Origin of the sequence: Vibrio sp. 1457 (genome assembly GCF_033340195.1) — a bacterium.
GTDB lineage: Bacteria > Pseudomonadota > Gammaproteobacteria > Enterobacterales > Vibrionaceae > Vibrio > Vibrio alginolyticus.
Window position 1 is genome coordinate 88,447 of the sequence record NZ_JAWOWA010000002.1, and the last position, 23,461, is coordinate 111,907.

Consider the following 23,461-nt stretch of genomic DNA (forward strand, 5'->3'; position numbering starts at 1 on the left):
CCGGGCTCCTCAATTGATGCTCAACCAGCGTGAAAGAGGCTTCATGCAGTGAGTCATTGGCATTGGTGTAATGGCGTTGTTATTAAGTTCACCTTCGTAAATACGTTCAATAGCGTTGATAGATGCAGTCGTCGTTAAGTTCTGGCTAGCATGTAGGTAAGCGTTTTCCGCCAGCTTGTTTCTTAATGCTGCGTCTTGCATGACTTGTTGAATCGCGTTTAACAGGCTCGCCATTCCACTGTTCTGGTACAGCAATGCAGAGTGATTATGCTCGAACAACTCAGGAATGCCTCCCGTTTTAGGAGCCACGATAGGCAGTTGAGCTAAAGCCGCTTCCCCGAGCACGAGACCAAAGGCCTCTTCATAGGCGCCGCTAATAAAAGCGTCTGCATTACCACACATCCACTCTCCGGCATTGTGTTGCTCCCCGACAAAGTGCACTCGCTCTTGGATACCAAGATCCGCGGCAAGCTGTTGCAATGCTTCTCTTTCTTCGCCGTCACCAACAATAACAAGGTGAGGGTTGTGGTGGTGGTAGTTGTGCATGCGCATTGCGCGAATAAGGCGGTCGAACCCTTTGCGCTTAATCAGCGAACCCACCGACAGAAAGGTAAAGGCCTGTGATGGGATTCCGAGTCGATCTTTAATGTCGATGGGTGTATCCACGCCTTGAAGTGACACGCCGTTGTGTACGACATGAAGTTGGTTTTGCGGGTAGCCGTCCTGAAGAATTTCGCGTCCAACATCTTTGCTAACGCAAATCAATTTTGGAGAGAGGTGAAGTCCGAGAGAGAAGCGATCGCGCAATGTATAATGGCAATGAAGTTGCGTGACAAGTGGTATATGATTCATGCGAGCAGCCAAACACATCCATTGACAAGGGCCGCCGCTATTGACGTGTACCAAGTCGATGCTGTGCTTTTCGATCAAAGCTGAGCCTTGTTTGATAAGGCTATTCCACCCGCTAATATCCCAGCGTGGAGCGCTCCAACCACCCACCAAATTGAAGGATGAATGTTCCGCTTCAATTCCGAGCGATTGGCACTTATCGATTAATGGTTGGCAGTTTGACCATACGAATGGCTCAAACTTATTGCGGTCGATTCCTGAAATGAGATCCAGAAGCACCACTTCACTGCCGCGAATCCAATTATCACCATAATGAACATATAGAATGCGTTTTGGCGTAGTCATAAGTCACCTCTGTCTCATCATTAATCTGCGTTAACTGCTGAGCTGCAATAGAGATGCCAAAATATGCCATTAGTTTATGTGACTGAATCTTATATGATATTTATGTTTGGAACTCATCATTCTCATATTGAGAACCAATATGGATTAGTGATCCGTTTCAATTTGATATTTTTGTAGCAATACGGGAATCACACTTTGCGCTGAGAAATCATCAATGATGGTTTGTCGAGCATTCTGGCGAATGAGTGATTGTTGCGCTTCACCAATCGACATCCAGTCATGAAGACATTTAGCAAGAGAGGGAATGTCTTCGACGATAAAACCATTTTTACCCGTTTGGATAATATCTGGAAGACGACCTACACGTAAGCTCATCACGGCAATGCCTCTCGACATGGCTTCAAGCGCCGCCATTGGAAGACCCTCATAACGAGAAGAGATAATAAGTACGCTGATATTTTCCCAAACACCTTCCATATCGGTTTGATGGCCGAAGAAAGCCACATTTGGAGGGGCAGCTTGATTAAGCGACTCTTTTTCCGGGCCATCACCGTACACACTAAACTGTAATGTTGGACAGAGCCTCGCTACCTCAATAAATTGATCGGCGCCTTTTTCCTGACTCAATCGGCCGACAAAAGCGATCTCCTGATAGTTGAGTTGACTGTTGGGAATCGAAACAAAGTTATTCAGCAGTTCTGAAGAACAAAAAACTTTGCGCTGAATACTTGGACTAACAGCAAAGCAATGGTTGGATAGGCAGCCTGAGCTTCTATCAAGCCAATCGTATAGCCATAGTTTCCCTGAGGACGATTCACCAGCATGATAAGTTGAAATCAAACGAGGAAACGTACGGGTGAGCAGTTTGGCGCAGCGCGACAAAATCGACGCTTTATAACCATGGGAGTGAACCACTGAGGGTTGGTGATTGGCGACGGCGCTTGTTAGGTGTTTAATTTTTAAAGCTTTATTGGGCTCGCCAGACAAATAGTTTAAGTAACTCACAGGGATCGCGACTTCTTTTGCCTTCTGTACAATCTGAGCGGCTGGCGAATACTCAGTGGTTAGCACAACTCGAGCTTTGTTTCCAAAGGCGATTAATCCCCGAGCTAGCTCGATAACGTGACTTTCAATGCCGCCGAATAGACGGCTATCAAGCAAGATCCAAATTTCACCAATGGCAGGTTTATCAAGATTGTTCGAGATTAATTTCATCCGCTTCCCACGCTTGTTTTTTTCGGTAAACCGTAGATGGGCTTAACTCCAGCATGACAGCGGCGTTGAGAACGTTGCCATCACAGTACGCAATTGCGTTTTGAATTGCTTCACGCTCTACTTGCCACATAGGGCGAATGGTTCCATCAGAGTTAAAGTACGGTGAGGTAGCAGCAGAGGACGGTGTACCAGGCTGCTCCGCTGCGGTAATCGACGGTTCGACCGCAGAAGGTGAAGGTTCCTCAGTATAACCAGGTGGTGGTGTGATTGGTGCAATGTTTGCTGACTCTTGAGCAACATGCGCAGGCGTCGTTGTTTTCGTCACTTTAGACTTTTTAGTAAGTTGAGCGGGTAGGTGGTTCACCGTGACTTTTTCGTCGTTATTAAGCACCACAATGTTACGTATGATGTTTTGTAGTTGCCTTACATTACCCGGCCATTCGTAATGCTTGATGATATGTTGAGCTTCGCTGTCGATTGTTGAGAATTTCTTTTTGTCCTGTTTGGCGTAAGTGGTCAAGAAGTACTTGGCAAGCGTGACAATGTCACTTCCTCGTTCACGTAATGGGGGCATATCGATAGGTATAACGTGCACACGGTAGTATAAGTCTTCACGAAAACGACCTTCTTCTACCTCTGTTAATGGATCTCGGTTAGTGGCACAAATGATTCTCACATCCACTTTCATTTCTCGAGTGCCACCAAGAGGGGTGTAAGTGCCCGTTTGTAGAAAGCGGAGCAACTTCTTTTGCATCTCTAGTTCCATTTCACACAGCTCATCAAGAAAAAGCGTGCCACCATGTGCCAGCGTCGCCGCACCTTTTCGATCTGTTGTTGCTCCAGTAAAGGCCCCTTTAACGTGACCAAAAATCTCACTTTCCATCAAATCTCGTGGAATAGCCCCACAGTTAATTGCAATAAAAGGCTTGTCTTTACGGTCGCTCTGGCGGTGGACGGCTTCAGCACAAACTTCTTTACCTGTGCCGCTTTCTCCCACAATAAACACACTGGCAGAAGTTGGCGCAACAGCATCAATGGTCTTGTATACCGCCTGCATCGGGAGGCTTGAACCGATGAATCCGTGATAGTTGTGGCGATCAAACTTGGACTGAATATTTTCCACCAAATCTTCCAATTTGGCGCGTTTGAGGTGCAATGCGACTGATGTTTTTAGGCGATCAGCGTTTATGGGCTTTTCTAAGAAATCTTCCGCACCTTTTTGAATTAGATTAACGGCTAAGTCGACGCTGCCGTGTGCCGTAGCAATAATAACGGACGTAGGAATGTCATTCTGGTTGATCCAATCCAACACGTCTTCGCCAGACATGTCGGGCAGTTTCAAATCGAGAATGATGAGCTGAGGTTTGCTTCTTTCAATAAATTGAATCGCGTCGCGACCTGTCTCGACATGAAAAATGTCATAAGGTTCGTCTTTCACATACTGCTTATAAAGTATGGCTAGTGAAGTAGAGTCCTCTACCAGTAACACCCTTGGTCTCATAGTCCCATCCCAACGTAGTTTGTTTCATTTTTTATGATTTTTGTCAGCACTACTATTTGGCATTATGAGTGGTTTATAGCTCTCTAGTGCTGAAAATTCTCAATTTGAGAAAAGCGTTATTTAAGTATTAGCACAAGGTAGGAAATTTGCGAAAAATCCATACTTTTTAATTGATTAAGTTATACCCAAATAATTTCAAGGTGTGTGGCTTGGCGAGGGTGACTGAATTTGGAGCCTAAATTTCTGAGATGATGTCGGCATCGCGCTTTATCAAACGCGATGCTTCGCTAGGGAGTAAGACACTGATACTACTCAAACCCTTGAGCTTTTCGCTTTTCTAACGCATCAAACGATTCATTGGCGAGTTGAGGAAGTGTTTCACAAAGCTCCAATGCTTTTGGTATTTTTCCTTCGACACAGTACTTCTCAATCATTCTTGCTTGTCTTGAAAGCGTTCGATTGCCTAGAGCGAGAGCAGAACTGCCCAGTGTGTGAACCTCGAACTCTAATGTTTGAAGGTCTTTTGTGCTTAATGCTTGCTCTATTTTCTCCATGCGATCGCGTGACTCTTCGACATAGTGATCAATCAAGGTAGGGATGATTTCGGCGCACGTATCTTTGATCATTTGCTGAAGAATATGCTCATCCACTAATTCTTGCTCGATAGTCAATGTGTTATTTATCGTCATAATAGCGCTCCCTATAACATAAACAGTTCGCTTTTTTTAATTTGCTGGGACAGTTTTTCTTTCCACTTTTTTGGTAAGAAACGCAGCTTGGAAACTTGGCGGATTAACTCATCTTTCAGGCTTGGAGTGTGCTTCATGTTCAGTACAGAACCAATCAAGTTCGCATCGCTAGCATCGAGTAGCTTTTTGGCTTGCTCGAGCTGGATTGCAGTCGTAGAGCCATAATGCGCTACTAACAAAGTAGCATCACATACGCCAGCAATCACTTGAGGCGCAATATTGCTTCGGTTGACACTGAGAAGAGGTGATGTATCTATCACGACGCGCTCGTACTGCGTTAACCATTGTGCAATGTTTTGTTTCAGCGTTGTTGGGTCTCGGTACGCTAACTGAGTGCTGGCGAGAGATGGAGCAGGGAGGCCGACTAAAGTTTGATGTGTATTCTCTCGTGTGATCAAATGGCCAACCTTCTCGTCATCATCAAATTCGTGAACAGTGTGATAAGCGGGTTTGAATAAGTTAAGGTCTACATACAAAGTATTGTGGCCTGCTAAAACCAAGCGCTCTGCAAGAGATGAAGCCACGGAAGTGACACCATCTTCAGATTTACAACCCACAACACAAATCGTTTTGTGGCCTTTCTGTTCACTCTGAAGATAAATTTGTTCAATCTCAGCGTGAGTTGCAGGAATAGTCATTACAACGCTCCTATTAACACGATGGTTGTGGTGATTTGTAAAATATCTCTTAATCCGGCCCTCGCTTTTTCAACAAAGCTTTCGTCTTTATGGGGAATGTAAATCGTGTCGCCTGCGCGAATGACTGGCAGCTCATAAATGTTGGCTGTTTTACTAAAGTTCACCAAATCAAATGTTCGGGCTTGGCCCTGGCAGCAAGACATATTGACCACACTGATCTTTTCAAGGTAGGCATTGTCAGTTGGTCCTCCTGCTTCCGCTAACAGATCAAGCACAGTCATGTTGTCATTGAATACGTATCGCCCTGGGTCTCTTACTTCACCTAATACGCGTACCGTGGACTCTTTTGAACGATCTAACCAGTTTTTGTTTTTTTCTGGAATGTAAATGGTATCACCAGGACGAACGTGGGGCAGAATTGATTCATCACCTGTTTCAAAGTACATCGATAAATTCAATTTACTCACTTTGGCATAACCTAGGCCTCGGTGTGTGACACGGATGTTGTGAATATCTGCATCCATTGTCGGTCCATCGGCGGCAGACAAAATATCCAGAAAATGCATATCTTCAGTGAAACGATAGCGCCCAGGTGCATTGATTTGCCCGAAAACGTATATCGATGCGTCAGAGCTTTGGCTTACCCATTGCGATTTATTATCGGATGGGTCGTCAGGCAATGCATGTACCCTTACTACTGTACCAGCGGAAACTTGAGGTAGGCTTGATGTTGGTGAGCCATCCAGAATGTATTGGTCTAAGTCAAATTGTGTCATTTGACCGTTATTGGCGACTTCAATTTTGGTGGTATCAGCTCGTCGAGTTGGGCCTCCAACGTGTGCAAGCAGATCAATCAAATCCATTTCGTCTGACCACTCGATGCGTCCAGGGCGAACAACTTCTCCCATCACTGCGACCGCTCGACTAGGTGCTACTTTTAACCAAGACTTCTCATTGAAATCGGTTTTCTCCGGTACGAAAATCGCGTCTCCTGATCCAACATTTGGTGGTCTGGCTGAAGATAGTCCTTCTGTATGCGCGGTAAGATCGAATTTGATGACTTTGCCATCGGCTTTTATAACGCGAATTTGGCGAGATTCTGCGTAGCGAGTGGGCCCGCCAGCGTTGGCGAGGATATCCATGAAGCTAGCGCCTTGCTTGCCTTCGTATGCCCCAGGATGGGCGACTTCACCCATCACGTAAACCACATTTGCACCTGCTTTGATTTCTTCTTCCTGTTTTGGGACAAAGATGGTGGCACCTGGCAGGATCTCCGGCAGTAGGCTTTGGTCTCCAGTATCAAGGTACTTTTTCAGGTTAAACATGGTTGGGTTATTGTTTGTTATCACGCGAATTTGCTCAACACTGGCATATCGTGTCACGCCGCCAGCTCGCATTACGACATCAACTAGCGTGGTGTTTGGCTTGTATGAGAACGAGCCAGGTGCGTTGACTTCACCAAAGACTTTGATTGCACGAGCGGAATCTGCGCTGTCACCTGAATTCGCGAGTTTTGCTGCATCAAACTCTTGCTCAATATTCCCTACGAGTGGGGAAGCGGGGACAAATAAGACATCCAGTGATTCTAGTTTTGGCAGTTGGCTATTGTCACCCGTATCAAGGAAGCGTTTGTAGTCAAATTCAATGTTTTTATTTCCACGTTTCACGATCATTTTATCAAGCTGAGCCCCAGCGCGCAGGCCGCCAGCTTCGTACACAAACATTTGAATGTTGGACCCAGAAGGTAAGGTATATTCACCGGGTTTGACCACGTAGCCTTGAACGGACACTAACAACTGTTGCTGTTTAATAAAAACTCGAGCGTTGTTAACGTCACGATACACGGTCTTTAGCCTGTCGATAATCACGTCTTGGAGTTGTTGTTCATTGTAGCCGGCCACTAACACAGGGCCGACTTCTGGTAAATTAATTCGTCCACGACGATCAACCTGAAACCCTTGGTTTAACGACGCCTCTCCAGGTAAGTTAATCTGTATTAAATCACCGACCTTAACAGTATTGCTCTCATCCGCTATGGAAGAAGGTACCCACGCGACCAGACACAACAACATTAAGAGGATAAATGGTTTCATCGTGTTCATAGCGCGCCTCCTGCCGTTGGGTTGCGGTTTATTGAGGTATCGCTATCTGAATTAGGGCTAATAACCTCGATGCTTACTCGACGATTAGTTAAACGCACGGCGGATGTTTCACCTTCATAGAGTGGCAGGTTGTCTCCGACAGATTTGGTAGTGACTCTCTCTGAAGTGATACCAAATACGGTTAGGTAACGCTTTACTTGTTCCGCACGCGCTTGAGCAAGTTTCTGGTTGTAATCGGGTGTTCCAGTTGCATCCGCATGCCCCGTTACTACAAGAGATAGGTTGGGGTGGTCACGTAAAATGTAGGCTGCTTCTGCCAAATGTCCCATGTACTTCGGGTTGATTTCTGCTGAATCGACAGCAAACTGGTTGTCGATATTAAGTAGTGCATAGATATCCGAGACTATGTTTAGGTCGCTACGTAGTGCTTCAATATCATCGGGCGGTGTGCAAGTTGTTTGGCTCAGTACGTAGTCGAGTTGTTGTTCGAGCTGGTTTAAGCGTCGACGCTGAATCACAAGGTCGTTGGCAGCGTCGAGTAAAAGCCCACCTTCTAACTCGCGCGCAATTCTATTTTGTTTTTCAAGGGCCTGAACAACTGCCGCAGGAAAACACCAGCGCGCGCCCTCTTGGATTAGTGCGTCTAGATGTAACTTGGTCAATTGCCAATCAAACCTTAACCCATGTTCTGGACCTAAAGGCTCGTCAGGCATTACTGGGGAAAACTGATAATTCTCGATCGAGATATCTTGATAGCTTTCCGCCAAGCCACCTTTCCCGTGTTCTGGGTAGTCAAACGACGAACAACCAAACATGCCGACAACAAGACCGCTTACTGCATATCGTCGTAAAAGATTTACCATGCCAACCTCCGTTTAAACCGGTATTTTTAGTGTCCTTTTGAGTTAACGGGAATGGCATGGTTGATACGAAGCAAGCTCATGATTTCTAAAGGTTGGCCTGATACGTTTTCAATACTCATGCTTCTTTCACGTTCAACTAGACGCTTATATAAGTAAACAATGGCACCAATCCCTGAAGAATCAAGAAATTGGACGTGCTGTAGGTTAATTTCGACTTCTTTGTGATGATTGTTGTGAATTACTTCATCAATGTGATGTTGTGCTTGTCGACAGCCGCTTGCGTCTAAGTCACCAAAAAACTCAATGGCTAACTTGTCTTGATTGATTTCTAGTTTGCGTAATTCCATGACTCTGTCTCCGTTTGTTTTTCTAATTGGATATAGAGCAGGTAACGTGCCAATTTGAAATTAATGAAAAATCAAACAGTTAAATATTGTTAATGATATTGTTCAATTTGAGAAAGGACTGATTCTCAAATTGAGAATCAAAAACGCACAGAGAAATGGTTTGCTTATAAGAGGTTTTGAGCCGAAAGAAGTCGTTAGACCGGGGGAGGCACGTCATGATTAGATTCCAACTCGATTGACGAACCATCCGCCTTACGAGAATAATGTGTAACGACTAAATGCAAAACCTGTCTAAAGTTTATGATTATCTTTGCAAATTATTACTAATGTTGATTGTTATGAGTCGAAGAATAACTAGTAATAAATAGGTCATCGAGAGGACTTACGTTTCAATAAAGGCGATTTTTTGTACAAGGTCTTCTTATGCCATTAAAAATGACATTAATTGCGCTGGCTGTTATGGCAGCGTCTTCACAGCCTCAAGCGGATGCGTCTCTCGCACCACCAGTTTCTCTTGCACAAAGCTATCAGGATGGCATTGATGTGTCTGAATATTGGTATAGCGAAAAACTTGATGGTGTTCGCGCTTATTGGACTGGGCAACATCTCGTGACGAGAAATGGTAATCGAATCTACGCCCCAGACTGGTTTACAGGACCTTTGCCTGATTATCCGTTGGACGGTGAACTTTGGGCTGGGAGAGGTAACTTCCATCTTGTTCAGCAAACGGTATTAGATAAAACTCCTGTAGAGTCTGCTTGGCGACACATCGACTTTATGATCTTTGATATGCCATATTCTGCTGGTGATTATCGGAAGCGTTATTACAACATCAAAGACTTAGTGCTTGAAGTCGACCAGCCTCATATCAAATATGTCGAGCACCGAGCGATTCAAAATGAAGCTCATCTGTTTACACAGTTGGATAAAATTTCAATATCCGACGGTGAAGGGGTGATGTTGCGGAAGGTATCAAGCCGCTATCAGGCTGGACGCGGTAGTGATTTGCTTAAACTAAAACGATACGCAGATGATGAAGCGTTAGTTGTGGGTTATAAGCCAGGAACAGGGCGCTTATTAGGTATGATGGGAGCAATGTTAGTTCGCTTACCAAATGGCATTGAGTTTTACATCGGTAGCGGATTTACCGATGAAGTGCGTCGCCAGCCTCCGAAAATTGGTTCAACCATTACATTTAGATATAACGGTTTTACACATACTGGTAAACCACGTTTTGCTCGATTCTTGCGTGAAAGGTTGAAGGAATAGAACGCTCTGCACTTACTAGTTGCCAACGGTTACGCCACATCGTTTGAAGAGACCCTGCCAAAACTGAACGTGGTTTAGGGTTTCTTGCCTAAATGTCCTATGTGCCTCAATGATGCCGTACTGGTGACCATGGAGTTGCATACGGTTCTCCACCAAAGTGGCACCATCATTAAGTTGTTGATAGGTACTGTCTAAATAAGCCAAATAAGGTTGCACTTCTTCAACGTAAATGGATTGAAAGACATTTCTTAAGTAGCGGAACTGGGTGGTGTCTCTGTTCGGCCCGCACAATACGTTGCTCTGGTTCTGCTCAAGTAGCTGAGTTGTTGCTTTTAACCAAAGGGATGTGTTTACCATCGAGTAGTAAAGTCGTCCGAGTAAACGAGATTTCTCTAACTCTTCTTGATATTGAGTAACTTCCACATCGGGTAGACGTGAGACCGCGCGGTGGGGTAAATCATACATTTCGCTGAAAATACGATAGACATCGTTAATGCGTGCAATATCATTCGTCGTATTTTGAGATAGCCAATCAGAGGCTGTTAGTTGCTTTTGCATGGCATCACTTACGAGTAGTAAGTTGTCGAGATGAATGTCTAGATGTTGCCACTTGGTTGAGTAAAGCTCTGTCAATGTCGCGCGTTCTTCATCGCTAAGTGGAAATTCGGATAAACATCGATTTATGACTCTTAAAAGGGCAGTTTGATAATCAAAATCATGAAAGGCATCCTGCACCTTTCCAAGTTGTGAGTTTTTCTCGGCAAGTAAATTAAAGAGTCCGCATTGTCGTAATTGATAGCTCTCTAGCAGGCCAATAGATAGCCTTGGCAATGGCTCGAACAAAACGCGTTTCGCAGGAATCGTTACCGTAGACTGTAATTCTATTGGAATAGCAGGAACGTCCAATACATTGGCTACACGTTGATGATACTTATCAAACATGGCGTTCTCTGGATTGAACCAGTTATCACAACCATTAAGAATCAAGATTAAGAACAATAAAATAGACCGCACAAATATCCTTTTTTATAACTTCGTATCCGTTGTCTAGAGAGCAAAATCAACCACTTCGCAATCTTGTTATAAGTATACTCAACCGTGTGATTATTCGATCAAAAAAGCCAGCGGATGCTGGCTTTTTTTACTTTTTATTGAACTGAAAAGTTCAATTGCACTTCTGGCTCTTGGCGATGCATCCAACGCATTCTGACGCCTAACATAAAGGCCGCAGAAGATAGGCCGATGATAAAACCAAGCCAGAAGCCTTGTGCTCCCATTGGCTCGACAATCCAGTCTGTACGGCCAAGGACGTAACCAATTGGCAGCCCAAGAATCCAATAAGCAATAAAAGTACGGTTGAAGATGGCTCGCATGTCTTTATAGCCGCGTAATGCACCAGCTGCGATCACTTGAACCGCATCCGTACATTGATAAACAGCGGCAAACACGAGCAGGTGCATCGCTAGAGTGATTACCTCTGGGTTGCTAGTATAAAGCTCGGCGATCCACTCACGAGACAAGACGGTTAAAATCGCTGTGAGAACGGACAATGCTAGACCAACCATAATGCCGACTCGTGACGCTACGCGCGCGCCATCTACGTTTTCTTCACCAAGTCGATGGCCGACACGAATGCTTACTGCTGCACCAATACTCATTGGTAGCATAAATACCAACGAGGAGAAGTTAATCGCGACTTGATGCGCTGCCACAATGATAGGACCCAGTGGTGAAACGAGCAGTGCAACAACAGCAAACAATGTCACTTCAAAAAACAGCGCTGCTGCAACAGGAAAGCCGAGCTTGAATAGACGAACTTGCGCTTTCCATTGTGGGCGATGCCATTCTCCAAATAGGTTGATGCTTTTCAATCGCTCTGATGTCATCACATACAGCAATAGCATGGCAAACATGACCCAGTAAACAATCGTGGTTGCTACACCACAGCCAACACCGCCTAATTCAGGTGCACCAAACTTGCCGTACACGAAAATCCAGTTTAGAGGAATGTTGAGCAGCAAACCGATAAAGCCAATAACCATTGCCGGTTTCGTCAATGACATACCATCCGTAAAGCTTCTAAGCGTTTGGAAAAGTAAAAAAGCGGGTACTGCTAATATAACGGCATGAATGTATCCCACCGTTTTTTCAGCCATCAGTGCTTCAACATCCATCAGCCCGAGAATAAACTGGGTTTGAAGCAGGACTGCAATTATCGGCACACTGATCAGCAATGCCAAAACGACGCCTTGCTGAATTTCAAACGGTATTTTCACTCGACGACCAGAGCCATTTAACTGTGCGACAACAGGGACCAATGCCATTAATAAACCCACCCCAAACAAAATGGATGGTAGCCAAATACTTGAAGCGACAGAAACCGCAGCCATGTCGGTGGCGCTAACGCCGCCAGCCATTACGGTATCAACAAACCCCATACCAGTTTGAGCGACAGATGCGATCAATACCGGGGTCGCCAATTTGATAAGACTTGATGCTTCTTCTTTATAGCGATGCACGAAAAATACTCCAGAGCGGAACAATAAGTTGAAAGAATGAGAGTACTCGAGGGCAAAAGATGTGGTGAACGGATCTGATGGTTGATTTTAGTCACGATAAGGTGAAAAAATGCCTCGGAGAAACTCCGCGCAAATGATAAACAATTGTATGTTTATATTCCATAGCTAGGTAGCTAATAGTCGATAACACTGACTGGACGCTCTCCACGCTAAGGATACGCTTTCAAACGCACGTTGTCGAGTTAAGCGATGAACTTTGTAAAGGGTTAGAAATTGGTGCATCCGTTGCACACAACGGATGTTGTCTAACTGTGACTAAGATCGAAGGCAACCTTATCAGTTTTGATTTAATGCAAGCGACATTGGCTCTTACTAATTTAGGTCGGCTGGTGGAAGGGGATAGCGTAAACATTGAGCGCGCGGCTAAGTTTGGTGACGAAATAGGCGGGCATAGTATGTCTGGTCATATTAGTTTAACGGCAGATATTGTCGATATCATCGATACGCCCAATAACCGCACGATTTGGTTCCAACTGCCGCAAGAATCAATGAAATATGTATTAGCGAAAGGTTACATTGGTTTAGATGGCTGCTCGCTAACTATTGGTGAAGTTGAAGCGTGTCGTTTTTCGGTACACCTAATTCCAGAAACCTTGCAGCGAACGCTTTTCGGAGTGAGACAAGTAGGGGAGCGTGTTAATATTGAGTTTGATCCTCAGACTCAAGCAATTGTTGATACTGTTGAGCGCGTTCTTGCAGCAAAACAGCTTTAGAATGAGAAAAAGGAGCCTAGTGCTCCTTTTTCATTTAAGCGTTTTTATATTTCTGATGTTCACATGCTCGAGCTGTTATTCGTAATTGTCATCGATAAATAGTTCGACCTTATCTTGTAACTCATCCACTCGCATATTTAGGTGGATAGCGTGGCAACAAGCTGGGCAATCATCATAAAACTCTTGGTCACCATTACTTGCATCTAATGTAATGCCGATAGAGTGTCCGCAATGCGGGCACTTTACATACCTTTCGGTATAATTTTTCATACAACAACTCCTAATCTCGCAGGGCTTTTAAACACACTATTCATCAATGAAGTACAGCCCTTTACTTACTTTGCCTACAAGGAAAATAGGCACAATCCAAAGTTAAGTCTCCTTTGATATTAGGCAGAGTTGTTGCTAATTGAGTCGAAATAAGTACAAAACTTGACCCCAAACTCAACCTTGAGCTTAGGGTGATTTTCTGTAGTGATGTGCCTCGAGATTTTACATCTTGAAACATGCAGTGGCTTCCAAATTAATAAGAAATGATTTTATTAATAACCAGTTGAGCCTGTTCCAAGTAATGGCCGCCAAACAAATTACAATGGTTGAGAACATGGTAAAGGTTATAGATATCTTTACGTTCCTCATAGCTTGAAGAAAGTGGCATAACCGATTCGTAGCCTTGATAAAATTCTGGCTGAAATCCACCAAAAAGCTCTGTCATCGCAATATCACACTCCCTGTCCCCCCAATAGCACGCAGGATCGTAACAGATAGGACCGAATGCAGTGAGTGCCGCATTTCCATTCCATAAATCGCCATGCAACAAAGAAGGTTTCGGAGCATGGTTTGCTAGCCGCTGTTTTACGACGTCGATAAAGTCATCGATATCAACCAAGGTGACGCCTTTTTCTTTAAGGAGCTGTAATTGCCAACCTATGCGTTGCTCAGCAAAGAATACACACCATTTCTTGTGCCATTTGTTGGGCTGTAGAGTCGAACCGAGATAGTTGTCGGTATCAAAACCAAACTCTTTTTGCTCGCCCCACTGGTGTAGGTGAGCTAATTGCTGCCCAAATTTAAAGCTGTTGGGACCATCTTCTAATGGTTTCGTTGGAAGGTAGTTAAGAATTAGGAATGAGGCATTTTTGGTTTTACCAACCAATACCACCTCAGGTACAAATAGGGTTGATGTTTCACGCAAAAGATGCAGGCTTTCAGCTTCTACCTCAAATTTAGACAAAAACTCGCGATCGTTAATTTTCACAAAATAACGTTGCTCGCCATCATTGATCATGTAGCTTTCACTGATATCCCCACCAGACAGCCTTACTTTTTCCGTGATCTGGTAATCGAACAATAAAGTATCAGAAAGCTGTTGCGATATTGCTTGCCACATACAAAACCTCGCGAATCTATTTGACCACCAATAGTTTAGGATAAATAGCAGGGAGTTGGCGCTATGTTGAGCATACTTAGTAAAGAAACCTTCCTCTTAGTGTAGTCAATTTGTATAAATGTGAATCAAATCGCTTATAAGCCTCTGATTTGTTGGCTTAGCATATGGAGATGAACGTTTACAACAGGTATTATGATTTTTTTGACGTTAGTTCCATTGGTGGCATGAAAATACTGATATGTGATGACTCAGCTGTTGCAAGAAAGCTTATTGCGCGTTCTATCGTACAAGATACATCATTGCATCTTATTGAAGCGCAAGATGGTTATGAGGCGCTTAATATTCTTGCTGAGCAAAATATCGATATTTTGTTTCTCGATTTAACGATGCCCATAATGGATGGTTTTGAGGTCCTCGAATCATTACCTGTTAGTCAGTACCCGACCAGCATCGTCATTATTTCTGGAGATGTTCAACAAGAGGCAAAACAGCGCTGTCTCGATCTTGGTGCTCAAGCTTTTATCGCTAAGCCTCTGACAGAAGAGCAGGTGCTCCCACTATACGAACAATTAGGACTGCATTATGCGTTCAAACCTAGTCATTCGGTTGATTCTAAAAACCAGGGTTGCGAAGAGCTTTCCTTACTAGCCAAATTCCGTGAAATTGCGAACATTGCCCTTGGTAAAGGGGCTGCGATTATGGCCGACCATTTACATGAGTTCATACAACTTCCTGTTCCTCATGTTGGACCGTTGTCCTACGGCGAGCTTCATATGACACTGGTTGATGTGGTTGGGCGTGACAGTTCCGTTGCGGTAGCGCAGAGGTTTGTCGGTGGTGGTATTCACGGAGAGGCACTGGTGTGCTTACGTGGTAGGGATATCAATCAGATTGGGGAAAAATTAGGTTACCTCCTTGAGTTTACGCCTCATAATGAAATCATCTTGAATATCTCTAACCTACTGGTTTCGTCATTTCTCACATCATTGGGCGATCAACTCGACAAGCAGTTCTCACTTCGTCAGCCAGGCATTGTGGATACCTTAACACCTTATTGTGAAGAGCAAGGCGAGTTGGGTGAGCTCTTTACTATCGAATACACCTACATGGCAGAAGCGCTCGATTTCGAGTGCGAGGTACTGTTTTTAATTGATAAGCCATCCGTAGAAATAATCTATGAAATCATGGAGCTAATCTAATGTCCGATATCACGCTGGACATAGCAGACTTTCATTGGGTCACACAAATTCTCGATACGATGGATTCAGGGCTTATTGTTTTGGATCAAGAGTATAAAGTGTGTGTGTGGAACAGTTTTATGCAGTCATACAGTGGCATTCTATCACAAGAAATTCTTGGTGAATGTTTATTTGAGCATTTTGAAGAGCTGCCAAGAACTTGGCTAGAAACCAAGATAAAAGCTGCCGCCGATCTGGAAACTCGTTCTTTTTCTAGCTGGGAAAACCGACCGTATCTTTTTAAGTTCAACAATTTTTCTCCGGTTTCAAACAGCAGTGATTTTATGTATCAAGATATCGTGATCACGCCGTTAATTGGGCTCTCAGGAGAGGTCAGCCACATAGCGATTCAAGTCAATGATGTTTCTGAAACTGCGAGAAATCGCATTCATTTGAAAGAAACAAATCAACATTTGTCGGAAATCAGTCGCAAAGATGGTTTAACAGGTTTATTTAATCGCGCTTATTGGGAGCAATCATTGAAAGATGAGTTTGCTCACTTAAAAGTTATCGACGGACCATGCTCATTAGTAATATTCGATATCGACCACTTTAAGAAGGTGAATGATACTTATGGTCACCCGACAGGGGACGAAGTCATTCGTCGAACCTCTGCATTGTTGAGAAAAACAGCAAGGAGCAGTGATATCTGCGGTCGTTTTGGTGGTGAAGAGTTTACGGTACTACTTCCTCACACAAACCAGGAGCAAGCTTGCTATTTCGCAGAGCGTTTGCGCAAAAGAATTGAGCAAGAGATCGTGAAAGTGGAAGATTTTTTGATTAATTACACGATAAGTATTGGTGTTTGCGAGTATAAGCCTTATTTTGAAACTCACACTCAATGGTTAAAGAGTGCCGATGCTGCGCTGTATCGTGCAAAAGAAAATGGTCGTAACCAAACCTGTTTGCATGAAAATGGCTGAAATATAAAAAGGTTTGAAGAAACCCTGTATCCGAATTCAGTGAAGCAAAGCTCAATTGTTTGAAAATCATCCAGTTGGTTCGTGAATGTTTGTTAATATGAAATAAGTTAATGAAATTTTCTCGGCATGTCTTACTATTGAAACTATTCTGCTTTCAGCTTCGAAGGCTTGCAATAAACGGAGAAAAACAGTGGTTTTAGAAACCGATGGATATCTCGCTCTTATCGAGCACTTGTCTCTAAATCTAGATATTTTTACGACCGAAATTGGCGACACTGGATCCGAAAGCATCGAAGATGTTGTCACCGATATGGTGGCTTCAAACATCATGGCGATTTTTGAGCAAAATCCAGAACTTCACTCGAGCGTACGCTTCAAATTGTTGAAAGAGGCTGATGCAGTTGTTGAAGATCTTGGTGAGATATTGGCTGGGGTATGGCATAAAAAAGCGACCAATGAACAGATCACGTTCCTTGATGAATACATCGCTCTGGTCAAAAATCTGTTCGATAATGCTGTTGCGACTTACGACTGATATTGTTTTAACTTACAGCAATGTCCGGTTAAGAGTAAGAAGAGTTACATTGTAACTCTTCTTATTTGCCAAAACTTAGATGCCCAGTATGGGTTGTCGATTCTTGAAATAATCACACCTCTAGACGTCGATGCATGCATGAACTGCTTGTTACCCAAGTAAATTCCGACATGATAAGTTGTACGTCTTGTTTTAAAAAACACTAGATCCCCTTGCTTGGCATCCGTCCAACTTAACTCCACACCTTGCTTTGATTGCTGCTTCGTTGTCCTTGGTAACGAGAGCTGATAAGCCTCAATAAACGCTTTTTGTACAAATGCTGAGCAATCAATTCCAGATTTCTGTGTCCCGCCTAAGCGATAAGGCGTGCCGTGCCACTCTGTGTAAAAGTCGAACAAGTCAGGGTTGTCCGACAATAGCTGATTTGTAGGTGTTGTCACCTGTGCTTGCTCACTAGGCTCAGGCCCAGAAGAGCAGGCGCTTAGTAGCACACTGATTATCAAAGGAAAATATACTCGACTCAAATCACCACCTGTCATCTCTATGACTCACAACTGAAATATTAGTGTCATAACCAATCCATAGTATGGGCTGCAAATCACGGTTTTGTCTCACAAATGTGACGGAATCACTGCAGAACCGATTCAACCTTAAGAAAGAATAAAAATTGATTATGGCAAAGCGAAAACGCTCACGCACATCACTTTCACTGATTCAGGCTGTCAGTGCAACATTTTTAACTATCATTGCTCTTGTTATAGCCCTTTCTGTCTCAAGTTTCAAAGGAATGGAACAGGTAGGGGAACAATTTGAAGACTTGTCGCAAAAAGCATTACCAATCGCGATGGCAAACGCAAAGTTAACCAGGAATGTATTGGAGATGGTTAAGCTACTCAACCATGGTATGCAGATTACTGAGCCGAAAGAGTTGCCTCTCATAAAAGAGCAAATCGACTCTCTTGCAACTCAAAGCACAACTTTGGTTGTGAAAGCGTCTGGTGTAGCTCAGCAACTCTCGGAGGAGTTAGACACCAAACTAGCGCGTTTACATAACATCACGCAGTCCATTTTGTTGAAGCAATCTTCGGTGATACAAATTCAAATGGATATTGATGCCGCTGTTGGTGGTTTTCGCTATGGGCTTAGCTCTATCGGCCCGGAAATGAATCGAATCAGTTCGTTCCTTAGTGCTGATAATCCTGAGTCGAGCGATGCCGCTAACCGTTTCATTGCTTCTGCAAGCTCAATGGAAAGTACGTTCTTAGTCATGATGATGCACTCAGAATTAAACAAAGCCGAAAAAGAATACCGAGAAATGCGAAATCGCATAGCAGGTATTAAACTCGCCTATGAAGACTTCCAATCTTTCCATCCTGAAGTAAGTGAATATGCAAGCTTAACCGCACCATATGAGATGGTGAAACAAGGCTTTAGTGAAAAGGGCGTGCTGCGTTTGATCCTCGCCAAAGTAGAACAAGGGGAATTGCAACGTTCAGAGTTTAAACAGGCTTCGATGCTTGCGGATGAAACCATGCGGTTACTTGATCAAATCTCCCAAACCGCTGGTCAGTTGATCGATGAAAAGGAGCGGGTGGTCAACGAGACCATTGAATCGGTGAGCGTTGTGCTCGTGTTTGCGGCGTGTGTGATTTCTTTTATTATTCTGGTTACTTGGTTTAGTCTCAAGTCATGGACAAACCGAGGGTTAAGGAATGTACTAACGCGTCTTTCAGCACTTACCGAACATGATTTTCGTGACAAGGCAGAAGAAGTTGGCCCCTATGAGCTGAAAGAAGTAGCACGAAAGTTGAATCAAGTAATCGATTCCACACATGACTCCATTCAAACGGTGACGCGCAATTGTGAAACGCTTTATCAGACGGCAGAAGTAAGTCACAGTGCAGCCGAACAAACAAGTGATGGGTTGGCAACACAAAATGAAGCGTTGTCGAGTATGATCACGACCATAACGCAGCTTGAAGCCTCTATTCGTGAAATAGCAATGGTGACAAATGCATCTTCACAGGACTCGCTCCTTGCAACCCAACACACTGAAAAAGGGGTTCAAGTCGTGGAACAAAACCGCGAACGTTTGGAGTCATTAGAAAGCTCTTTGGATGTAAATGAACAGTCAATGTTAGAGCTAGACCAGCGTGTTAAACAGATTCGTGAAATGGTGGATATGATCAGTGGGATCGCGGACAACACCAACTTACTTGCTCTCAACGCGGCAATAGAGGCTGCCCGTGCTGGTGAGCAAGGGCGTGGATTTGCGGTTGTCGCTGATGAAGTTCGCAAACTTGCAAGTGATACCTCTCAACAAACTACGAACATCCGAGAAATGATGAGCGAGCTTATTACTGCCGCAGAGCGCTCGCGCCAAGCAGTTAATGATTCAAGAGAAGAAATGACCCACGCGCTACAGTCCAGCAATGAAGTGAAATCGACATTCTCTGATATCAACCTCGCGGTTAAGCACATTCAAGAACGTGTTGAGCAAATCTCAGTTGCTACAGAAGAACAAGAACGAGCGACGGCAGATGTATCTCAATCCATCACACATATTTCTGATCTTGGCGAACGCACAAAGCTGCAGCTTGAGTCTATGGTTGAGAGTTCTGAGCAAGTGGCGGAAATTGCTGGGCACCAGCAAGCAATGCTGCACAAGTATGAGCTTCATCAGACCAAGTAAATGAGATGTTTCCACCGACTAAAAGCAGAACCTCGGTTCTGCTTTTTTGTTACGGCTACTCATTTAATGGCTCCTATTTGCATCGCAAAAGTGAGTTACATCTCATCTCGTTCATTTCTAAAGGGTTTAGTTATCACAACGTGATGTTAATGCTTTGTTCGAGGGACTCGTTGACTAGAATGTCGCCAGAATTCAAAGGAATGAATCATGCAGCTTCATGCGATTTTTTTATATCCAGAGAAAGCTAAAGCCATAAGAAGGAGTGGTTTTGTGATCGATAAAGTTTGCCCCGTCGTTCTACGTAATCAAAATCAAGAGATCCTACTTTTTAAACATCCGTTGGCGGGTGTTCAGCTCGTCAAGGGCACTGTTGAAGTGTTTGATGAAAGTTACATCATAGCGGCCAAGCGGGAGCTCGCTGAGGAGTCTGGTATCACACATGTTCGTTCCGCACGATATTTATGCTCATGGGACAGTGGCTTTCAAAATCAAGCATGGCATTTTGTTTTGTGTGAGTGTGCTGATCTCGCTAATTCATGGCTGTTTCATACGCAAGACGATGGTGGACATGATTTCGCGTTCTTCTGGCACGATGTCGAGAGCGGCCTTCCCGCGAATGCACATACTGTGTTTCAGCGCGGGCTGGAAAAGGTACGAGAGTTGCTAAACCAAGGCGTGATTTAAAGGAGGATTCTGTCGTTGCATTGGCGGATTTGGGACAATGACAAAGCAAACACTATGCTTCTACTAGAAGCAAATAAAGAAGGTAGAGTAGCCGTTACTGTTCTCATCGTGTTGATAATGGCACTGTCGATCTCAAAAATGGCGATGAGATTACAAATGTTTAAGTGACTTCTATATGCTTTGCTCATTCATTCAGATAAGGAAACGGTAATGGATAAATTCGTCTTGTTTCTCTTATGCCTTTTTATGACAGTTGGCGGAGTGGTTCATCTTTATGACAACATTGTTGGTGGCTTTTTACCTTACGATTTTGCGCCACGCTGGTTGAATATGTATTGGAGCGCTTTGGGACTATTGGACTTATTAGCAGCGTATCTATTGGTCAAGCATCACCGCTCTGGCATAGTCGTTATGTTATTGATTCTTATAACCAATGTTATCTTTAGTTCCCACGCTCACTATACATTAGAAATATTAGATAACAACGTCGCCCTACAAATGAAGACACTGTTTTTAGGGTTCTCATTTGGGGTATCTATCTGGTTATGGAATGCGCGAAAACATAGTCAATCGCGCCAAATATTTCGTTAATTATTATTTTCACAACACTCGATTAAGGATTGTAAACAGGGACTCGTTATGAACGATTTTAAAGACTTGGCCAGTTTTGCTGGTTTCAGCGTACTGACAGGTTTGAGCTTTGCCACCACTTTCTTCAGCCTTGCTTTTCTATACAGCTCAATAGAGGCACAGCAAGTAATGAACACCAATGCTTTGGCATGTGCAGTGCTTGGTGTTGTTGGTTTATTTGTTGGTATTACTCAGCTAAACAAAAAGCGTCAGCTAGCAGAAAACTAATCTGCTCTTACACATCATGAGGATGAAGTAGTGTTTAACTGGGGTTTAGGCTTGGTCTATTCGTTTTGTTGACATACTTCATCCAACAATATTTTTTCAACCATTACTTCTTCTCTTTATTGTAGCGAAAGGGCTGCGTTAACAGCTTATCTAATCTTTGCTCTTCTTCGTCTCTAATTTCCGGCACACCAATAACAACATCTTCATGACCCAACTTAGGCTGAGCTCGGTATGTCCCAAAAAAGCGGTCCCAAACTGAAAGGAAAAAACCAAAGTTTGAGTGGGTCTCTTTTACTATCACTGAATGGTGCACGCGATGCATGTCTGGTGTAACGATGACGTTTCGCAGTTTTTGGTCCATAGATAAAGCCAGTTTTGCATTACTGTGATTAAACATCGCGCTCGCATTAAGCACAATTTCAAATACCACAATTCCGATAGGTGAAACACCTAAGATAAACACGGCTGCAATTTTTACTCCCATTGAAATGATTATTTCGAAGGGATGAAAGCGTGCGCCTGTAGTGACGTCTATGTCGAGATCGGCGTGATGCATTCGGTGAATCTTCCACAGCGGTTTTACATGATGAAAGACAACATGCTGAGCGTAAATGACGAAATCAAGCAAAATGACGGTTAGGAAAATGTTTAACCAATCGGGGAGGGACAGAATATTCAGCAGCCCCCATTGTTGCTCCTGAGCTATGACCGCAGCTTGAAAGGCGGCGATAGGCATGATTAAAGCAATAACTAGGCTGTTAAAAGCAACCAATGACAAGTTATTGACCCAGCGAAACCTGCGCGAAGCGGTCAGTGTTTTTCTAGGCAATTTGTTCTCCCAAATGGCACAAAGCAATAATACGCCAAGGAAAAAGCCTAATCTGAGCCATGAGGGTTCTTGAAATGTCGTTTCTGTCACTGTCATTCCCTTATTTATTTCTTTATCTATGACCGAGATAAGTGTGAAATTATTTCAACACACTGCTGATGGGCTTATCTTGAGGCGAAACCATAATATCAGTAGAATCGCGCTCTACTTTTTACTTGGCATTACTTACCATGAGAATTCACGCTTTCCACCGTTTATATCAGTACCGACAATCTATCTCAACCAAGCCTTTCAACGCGCGTGGATGTAAAGTGGTTCGTTGCCAATATTGCCAGGTTTCTGAGCAACACTGTTTGTGCGACCTTCAGCCAAACATTAAGGCTAATATTGCATGTATGTTGATTGTTTCTGAAAACGAAGTATTTAAGCCAAGTAATACCGGTCGTCTAATCGCTGATACGATTCAAGAGACTTACGTGTATCAATGGAACCGAACAGAACCGTCTGAAGAGATGCTAGCGCTACTACAGGATGACAGTTACCAACCGGTGATTGTATTTCCTGCAGACTATGTGGATGATCCCTCTCGTTTAATTGAAGATCTAGAGCCAGGGCGATTGGTAAAAGAAGATGTCGAGAACAAAAAATGGTTGCTGATCTTTATTGATGGTAGCTGGCGTGAGGCACGAAAGATATTCCGTCGTTCTGATTTTCTTAAATCTTTGCCTGTGCTTTCCATTGAGCCGGAATCTCTGTCTGAATACATCATGCGCCGCTCCGAGAATGATCAGCATCTTTCAACCGCCGAAGTCGCGACATTAGTTTTAAAACAAGCTGGTGAGCCTAAAGCTGCGGAATGCCTTCAATTGTGGTTTGAAGCCTTCAGAGAAACTTACATGCTGAGCAAGACTCGAGTCAAAAGCGACCCTAACCAGCCACACTTGAAACGTTTCAAAGAGTGGATGAAAACCGAGAGCTGACTCTAAGGAATGAGCTTTTGTTGATGGTATGTTGTTCAACTGGCTTCGGTGAGGGGATAAATCTGCATTCGGTCACGGTTTGCAGGCGTACAGATATGGATAATGCCATCAGTTTATACTTTTGACTCTAGCCATTTTTGAGAGTCGTTTGAAGCATTTTTT

The 23,461-nt window shown here is 43.7% G+C and carries 24 protein-coding genes; 10 read left to right on the plus strand and 14 right to left on the minus strand.

Features of this window, described 5'->3' with window-relative positions:
• Window positions 1-9 precede the first annotated feature (9 nt).
• The 8 genes from R7Z41_RS02285 to R7Z41_RS02320 all read right to left on the minus strand — a co-directional run bounded on the left by R7Z41_RS02285 (window position 10) and on the right by R7Z41_RS02320 (window position 8,609).
• Entirely contained in the window at window positions 10-1,194 is a 1,185-nt protein-coding gene (locus R7Z41_RS02285) for a glycosyltransferase (RefSeq protein ID WP_158173880.1), read from the minus strand.
• Window positions 1,195-1,338: 144 nt separating this feature from the next.
• Window positions 1,339-2,409: a glycosyltransferase family 4 protein gene (locus R7Z41_RS02290; protein ID WP_053303084.1), complete on the minus strand. Its 1,071-nt coding sequence runs from the start codon at window positions 2,407-2,409 to the stop codon at window positions 1,339-1,341.
• Window positions 2,384-3,910 carry a sigma-54-dependent transcriptional regulator gene (locus tag R7Z41_RS02295; RefSeq protein ID WP_158173881.1) on the minus strand — a complete coding sequence of 509 codons (1,527 nt, stop codon included), beginning with the start codon at window positions 3,908-3,910 and terminating at the stop codon, window positions 2,384-2,386. Before R7Z41_RS02295 ends, R7Z41_RS02290 begins: the two co-directional genes overlap by 26 nt.
• A gap of 308 nt (window positions 3,911-4,218) precedes the next feature.
• Window positions 4,219-4,599: an Hpt domain-containing protein gene (locus R7Z41_RS02300; protein WP_005377636.1), complete on the minus strand. Its 381-nt coding sequence runs from the start codon at window positions 4,597-4,599 to the stop codon at window positions 4,219-4,221.
• A gap of 11 nt (window positions 4,600-4,610) precedes the next feature.
• Entirely contained in the window at window positions 4,611-5,297 is a 687-nt protein-coding gene (locus tag R7Z41_RS02305; RefSeq protein WP_054576898.1) for an AAA family ATPase, read from the minus strand.
• On the minus strand, window positions 5,297-7,399 hold the full coding sequence (locus R7Z41_RS02310) for an SLBB domain-containing protein (RefSeq protein WP_054574139.1): 2,103 nt from the start codon (window positions 7,397-7,399) through the stop codon (window positions 5,297-5,299). Before R7Z41_RS02310 ends, R7Z41_RS02305 begins: the two co-directional genes overlap by 1 nt.
• On the minus strand, window positions 7,396-8,262 hold the full coding sequence (locus R7Z41_RS02315) for an OmpA family protein (protein WP_017634930.1): 867 nt from the start codon (window positions 8,260-8,262) through the stop codon (window positions 7,396-7,398). The genes R7Z41_RS02310 and R7Z41_RS02315 overlap by 4 nt, the downstream gene beginning before the upstream one ends.
• A 26-nt stretch (window positions 8,263-8,288) precedes the next feature.
• Entirely contained in the window at window positions 8,289-8,609 is a 321-nt protein-coding gene (locus tag R7Z41_RS02320; RefSeq protein ID WP_017634929.1) for an STAS domain-containing protein, read from the minus strand.
• A gap of 423 nt (window positions 8,610-9,032) precedes the next feature.
• Between R7Z41_RS02320 and R7Z41_RS02325 the strand changes: the two genes are divergently transcribed.
• Window positions 9,033-9,878 carry a DNA ligase gene (locus R7Z41_RS02325; RefSeq protein WP_054574140.1) on the plus strand — a complete coding sequence of 282 codons (846 nt, stop codon included), beginning with the start codon at window positions 9,033-9,035 and terminating at the stop codon, window positions 9,876-9,878.
• 15 nt (window positions 9,879-9,893) lie between these two features.
• Here R7Z41_RS02325 and R7Z41_RS02330 read toward each other — a convergent pair whose 3' ends face one another.
• Both R7Z41_RS02330 and R7Z41_RS02335 read right to left on the minus strand, forming a co-directional pair.
• A complete protein-coding gene (locus tag R7Z41_RS02330) occupies window positions 9,894-10,892 on the minus strand; it encodes a DUF3080 domain-containing protein (protein ID WP_042522941.1) in 999 nt (332 codons plus the stop codon).
• A 134-nt stretch (window positions 10,893-11,026) separates the two neighbouring features.
• A complete protein-coding gene (locus R7Z41_RS02335) occupies window positions 11,027-12,397 on the minus strand; it encodes an MATE family efflux transporter (RefSeq protein WP_005377626.1) in 1,371 nt (456 codons plus the stop codon).
• Between the two features lie 176 nt (window positions 12,398-12,573).
• On the opposite strand from R7Z41_RS02335, the gene R7Z41_RS02340 reads away from it, so the two are divergent.
• Window positions 12,574-13,170: a riboflavin synthase subunit alpha gene (locus R7Z41_RS02340; RefSeq protein ID WP_318136311.1), complete on the plus strand. Its 597-nt coding sequence runs from the start codon at window positions 12,574-12,576 to the stop codon at window positions 13,168-13,170.
• 75 nt (window positions 13,171-13,245) lie between these two features.
• On the opposite strand, the gene R7Z41_RS02345 is transcribed toward R7Z41_RS02340, so the two are convergent.
• Together R7Z41_RS02345 and R7Z41_RS02350 are read right to left on the minus strand one after the other, a co-directional pair.
• Window positions 13,246-13,440, minus strand: a complete 195-nt coding sequence (locus R7Z41_RS02345; protein ID WP_017634925.1) for a CPXCG motif-containing cysteine-rich protein — start codon at window positions 13,438-13,440, stop codon at window positions 13,246-13,248.
• A gap of 253 nt (window positions 13,441-13,693) precedes the next feature.
• Entirely contained in the window at window positions 13,694-14,560 is an 867-nt protein-coding gene (locus tag R7Z41_RS02350; RefSeq protein WP_042522943.1) for a fructosamine kinase family protein, read from the minus strand.
• A 224-nt stretch (window positions 14,561-14,784) separates the two neighbouring features.
• Between R7Z41_RS02350 and R7Z41_RS02355 the strand changes: the two genes are divergently transcribed.
• The 3 genes from R7Z41_RS02355 (at window position 14,785) to R7Z41_RS02365 (ending at window position 17,256) form a co-directional block, all read left to right on the plus strand.
• Window positions 14,785-15,759 (plus strand): response regulator, encoded by a 975-nt coding sequence (locus tag R7Z41_RS02355; protein WP_158173882.1) that lies wholly within the window; start codon window positions 14,785-14,787, stop codon window positions 15,757-15,759.
• On the plus strand, window positions 15,759-16,721 hold the full coding sequence (locus R7Z41_RS02360) for a GGDEF domain-containing protein (protein ID WP_005377621.1): 963 nt from the start codon (window positions 15,759-15,761) through the stop codon (window positions 16,719-16,721). The genes R7Z41_RS02355 and R7Z41_RS02360 overlap by 1 nt, the downstream gene beginning before the upstream one ends.
• 190 nt (window positions 16,722-16,911) lie before the next feature.
• Window positions 16,912-17,256 (plus strand): DUF3802 family protein, encoded by a 345-nt coding sequence (locus tag R7Z41_RS02365; protein ID WP_005377620.1) that lies wholly within the window; start codon window positions 16,912-16,914, stop codon window positions 17,254-17,256.
• Between the two features lie 44 nt (window positions 17,257-17,300).
• On the opposite strand, the gene R7Z41_RS02370 is transcribed toward R7Z41_RS02365, so the two are convergent.
• Entirely contained in the window at window positions 17,301-17,795 is a 495-nt protein-coding gene (locus R7Z41_RS02370; RefSeq protein WP_213965274.1) for an NlpC/P60 family protein, read from the minus strand.
• Between the two features lie 134 nt (window positions 17,796-17,929).
• On the opposite strand from R7Z41_RS02370, the gene R7Z41_RS02375 reads away from it, so the two are divergent.
• From R7Z41_RS02375 to R7Z41_RS02390, 4 genes are all read left to right on the plus strand, one after another.
• Window positions 17,930-19,948 (plus strand): methyl-accepting chemotaxis protein, encoded by a 2,019-nt coding sequence (locus R7Z41_RS02375; RefSeq protein ID WP_225477719.1) that lies wholly within the window; start codon window positions 17,930-17,932, stop codon window positions 19,946-19,948.
• 270 nt (window positions 19,949-20,218) lie between these two features.
• Window positions 20,219-20,632, plus strand: coding sequence for an NUDIX hydrolase (locus R7Z41_RS02380; protein ID WP_025766662.1), 414 nt, complete (start codon window positions 20,219-20,221; stop codon window positions 20,630-20,632).
• Between the two features lie 210 nt (window positions 20,633-20,842).
• Window positions 20,843-21,223: a hypothetical protein gene (locus R7Z41_RS02385; RefSeq protein WP_053303078.1), complete on the plus strand. Its 381-nt coding sequence runs from the start codon at window positions 20,843-20,845 to the stop codon at window positions 21,221-21,223.
• Between the two features lie 48 nt (window positions 21,224-21,271).
• Window positions 21,272-21,490, plus strand: a complete 219-nt coding sequence (locus R7Z41_RS02390) for a hypothetical protein (RefSeq protein WP_005389537.1) — start codon at window positions 21,272-21,274, stop codon at window positions 21,488-21,490.
• Between the two features lie 103 nt (window positions 21,491-21,593).
• Here the strand turns inward: R7Z41_RS02390 and R7Z41_RS02395 are convergent, their stop codons facing one another.
• Window positions 21,594-22,409, minus strand: coding sequence for a sterol desaturase family protein (locus R7Z41_RS02395; RefSeq protein WP_025766660.1), 816 nt, complete (start codon window positions 22,407-22,409; stop codon window positions 21,594-21,596).
• Between the two features lie 140 nt (window positions 22,410-22,549).
• Here R7Z41_RS02395 and R7Z41_RS02400 point away from each other — a divergent pair, with 140 nt between their 5' ends.
• Window positions 22,550-23,299, plus strand: a complete 750-nt coding sequence (locus R7Z41_RS02400; protein ID WP_005389532.1) for a tRNA-uridine aminocarboxypropyltransferase — start codon at window positions 22,550-22,552, stop codon at window positions 23,297-23,299.
• Window positions 23,300-23,461 lie beyond the last annotated feature (162 nt).

What these genes read in the sequence shown, in the direction of transcription:
- R7Z41_RS02360 (WP_005377621.1), top strand. Translation starts at nt 15,759, where the DNA reads ATGTCCGATATCACGCTGGACATAGCAGACTTTCATTGGGTCACACAA.
- R7Z41_RS02315 (WP_017634930.1), bottom strand. Translation starts at nt 8,262, where the DNA reads ATGGTAAATCTTTTACGACGATATGCAGTAAGCGGTCTTGTTGTCGGC.
- R7Z41_RS02400 (WP_005389532.1), top strand. Translation starts at nt 22,550, where the DNA reads ATGAGAATTCACGCTTTCCACCGTTTATATCAGTACCGACAATCTATC.
- R7Z41_RS02355 (WP_158173882.1), top strand. Translation starts at nt 14,785, where the DNA reads ATGAAAATACTGATATGTGATGACTCAGCTGTTGCAAGAAAGCTTATT.
- R7Z41_RS02350 (WP_042522943.1), bottom strand. Translation starts at nt 14,560, where the DNA reads ATGTGGCAAGCAATATCGCAACAGCTTTCTGATACTTTATTGTTCGAT.
- R7Z41_RS02305 (WP_054576898.1), bottom strand. Translation starts at nt 5,297, where the DNA reads ATGACTATTCCTGCAACTCACGCTGAGATTGAACAAATTTATCTTCAG.
- R7Z41_RS02385 (WP_053303078.1), top strand. Translation starts at nt 20,843, where the DNA reads ATGGATAAATTCGTCTTGTTTCTCTTATGCCTTTTTATGACAGTTGGC.
- R7Z41_RS02370 (WP_213965274.1), bottom strand. Translation starts at nt 17,795, where the DNA reads ATGACAGGTGGTGATTTGAGTCGAGTATATTTTCCTTTGATAATCAGT.
- R7Z41_RS02290 (WP_053303084.1), bottom strand. Translation starts at nt 2,409, where the DNA reads ATGAAATTAATCTCGAACAATCTTGATAAACCTGCCATTGGTGAAATT.
- R7Z41_RS02390 (WP_005389537.1), top strand. Translation starts at nt 21,272, where the DNA reads ATGAACGATTTTAAAGACTTGGCCAGTTTTGCTGGTTTCAGCGTACTG.
- R7Z41_RS02295 (WP_158173881.1), bottom strand. Translation starts at nt 3,910, where the DNA reads ATGAGACCAAGGGTGTTACTGGTAGAGGACTCTACTTCACTAGCCATA.
- R7Z41_RS02285 (WP_158173880.1), bottom strand. Translation starts at nt 1,194, where the DNA reads ATGACTACGCCAAAACGCATTCTATATGTTCATTATGGTGATAATTGG.
- R7Z41_RS02345 (WP_017634925.1), bottom strand. Translation starts at nt 13,440, where the DNA reads ATGAAAAATTATACCGAAAGGTATGTAAAGTGCCCGCATTGCGGACAC.
- R7Z41_RS02375 (WP_225477719.1), top strand. Translation starts at nt 17,930, where the DNA reads ATGGCAAAGCGAAAACGCTCACGCACATCACTTTCACTGATTCAGGCT.
- R7Z41_RS02300 (WP_005377636.1), bottom strand. Translation starts at nt 4,599, where the DNA reads ATGACGATAAATAACACATTGACTATCGAGCAAGAATTAGTGGATGAG.
- R7Z41_RS02325 (WP_054574140.1), top strand. Translation starts at nt 9,033, where the DNA reads ATGCCATTAAAAATGACATTAATTGCGCTGGCTGTTATGGCAGCGTCT.
- R7Z41_RS02320 (WP_017634929.1), bottom strand. Translation starts at nt 8,609, where the DNA reads ATGGAATTACGCAAACTAGAAATCAATCAAGACAAGTTAGCCATTGAG.
- R7Z41_RS02310 (WP_054574139.1), bottom strand. Translation starts at nt 7,399, where the DNA reads ATGAACACGATGAAACCATTTATCCTCTTAATGTTGTTGTGTCTGGTC.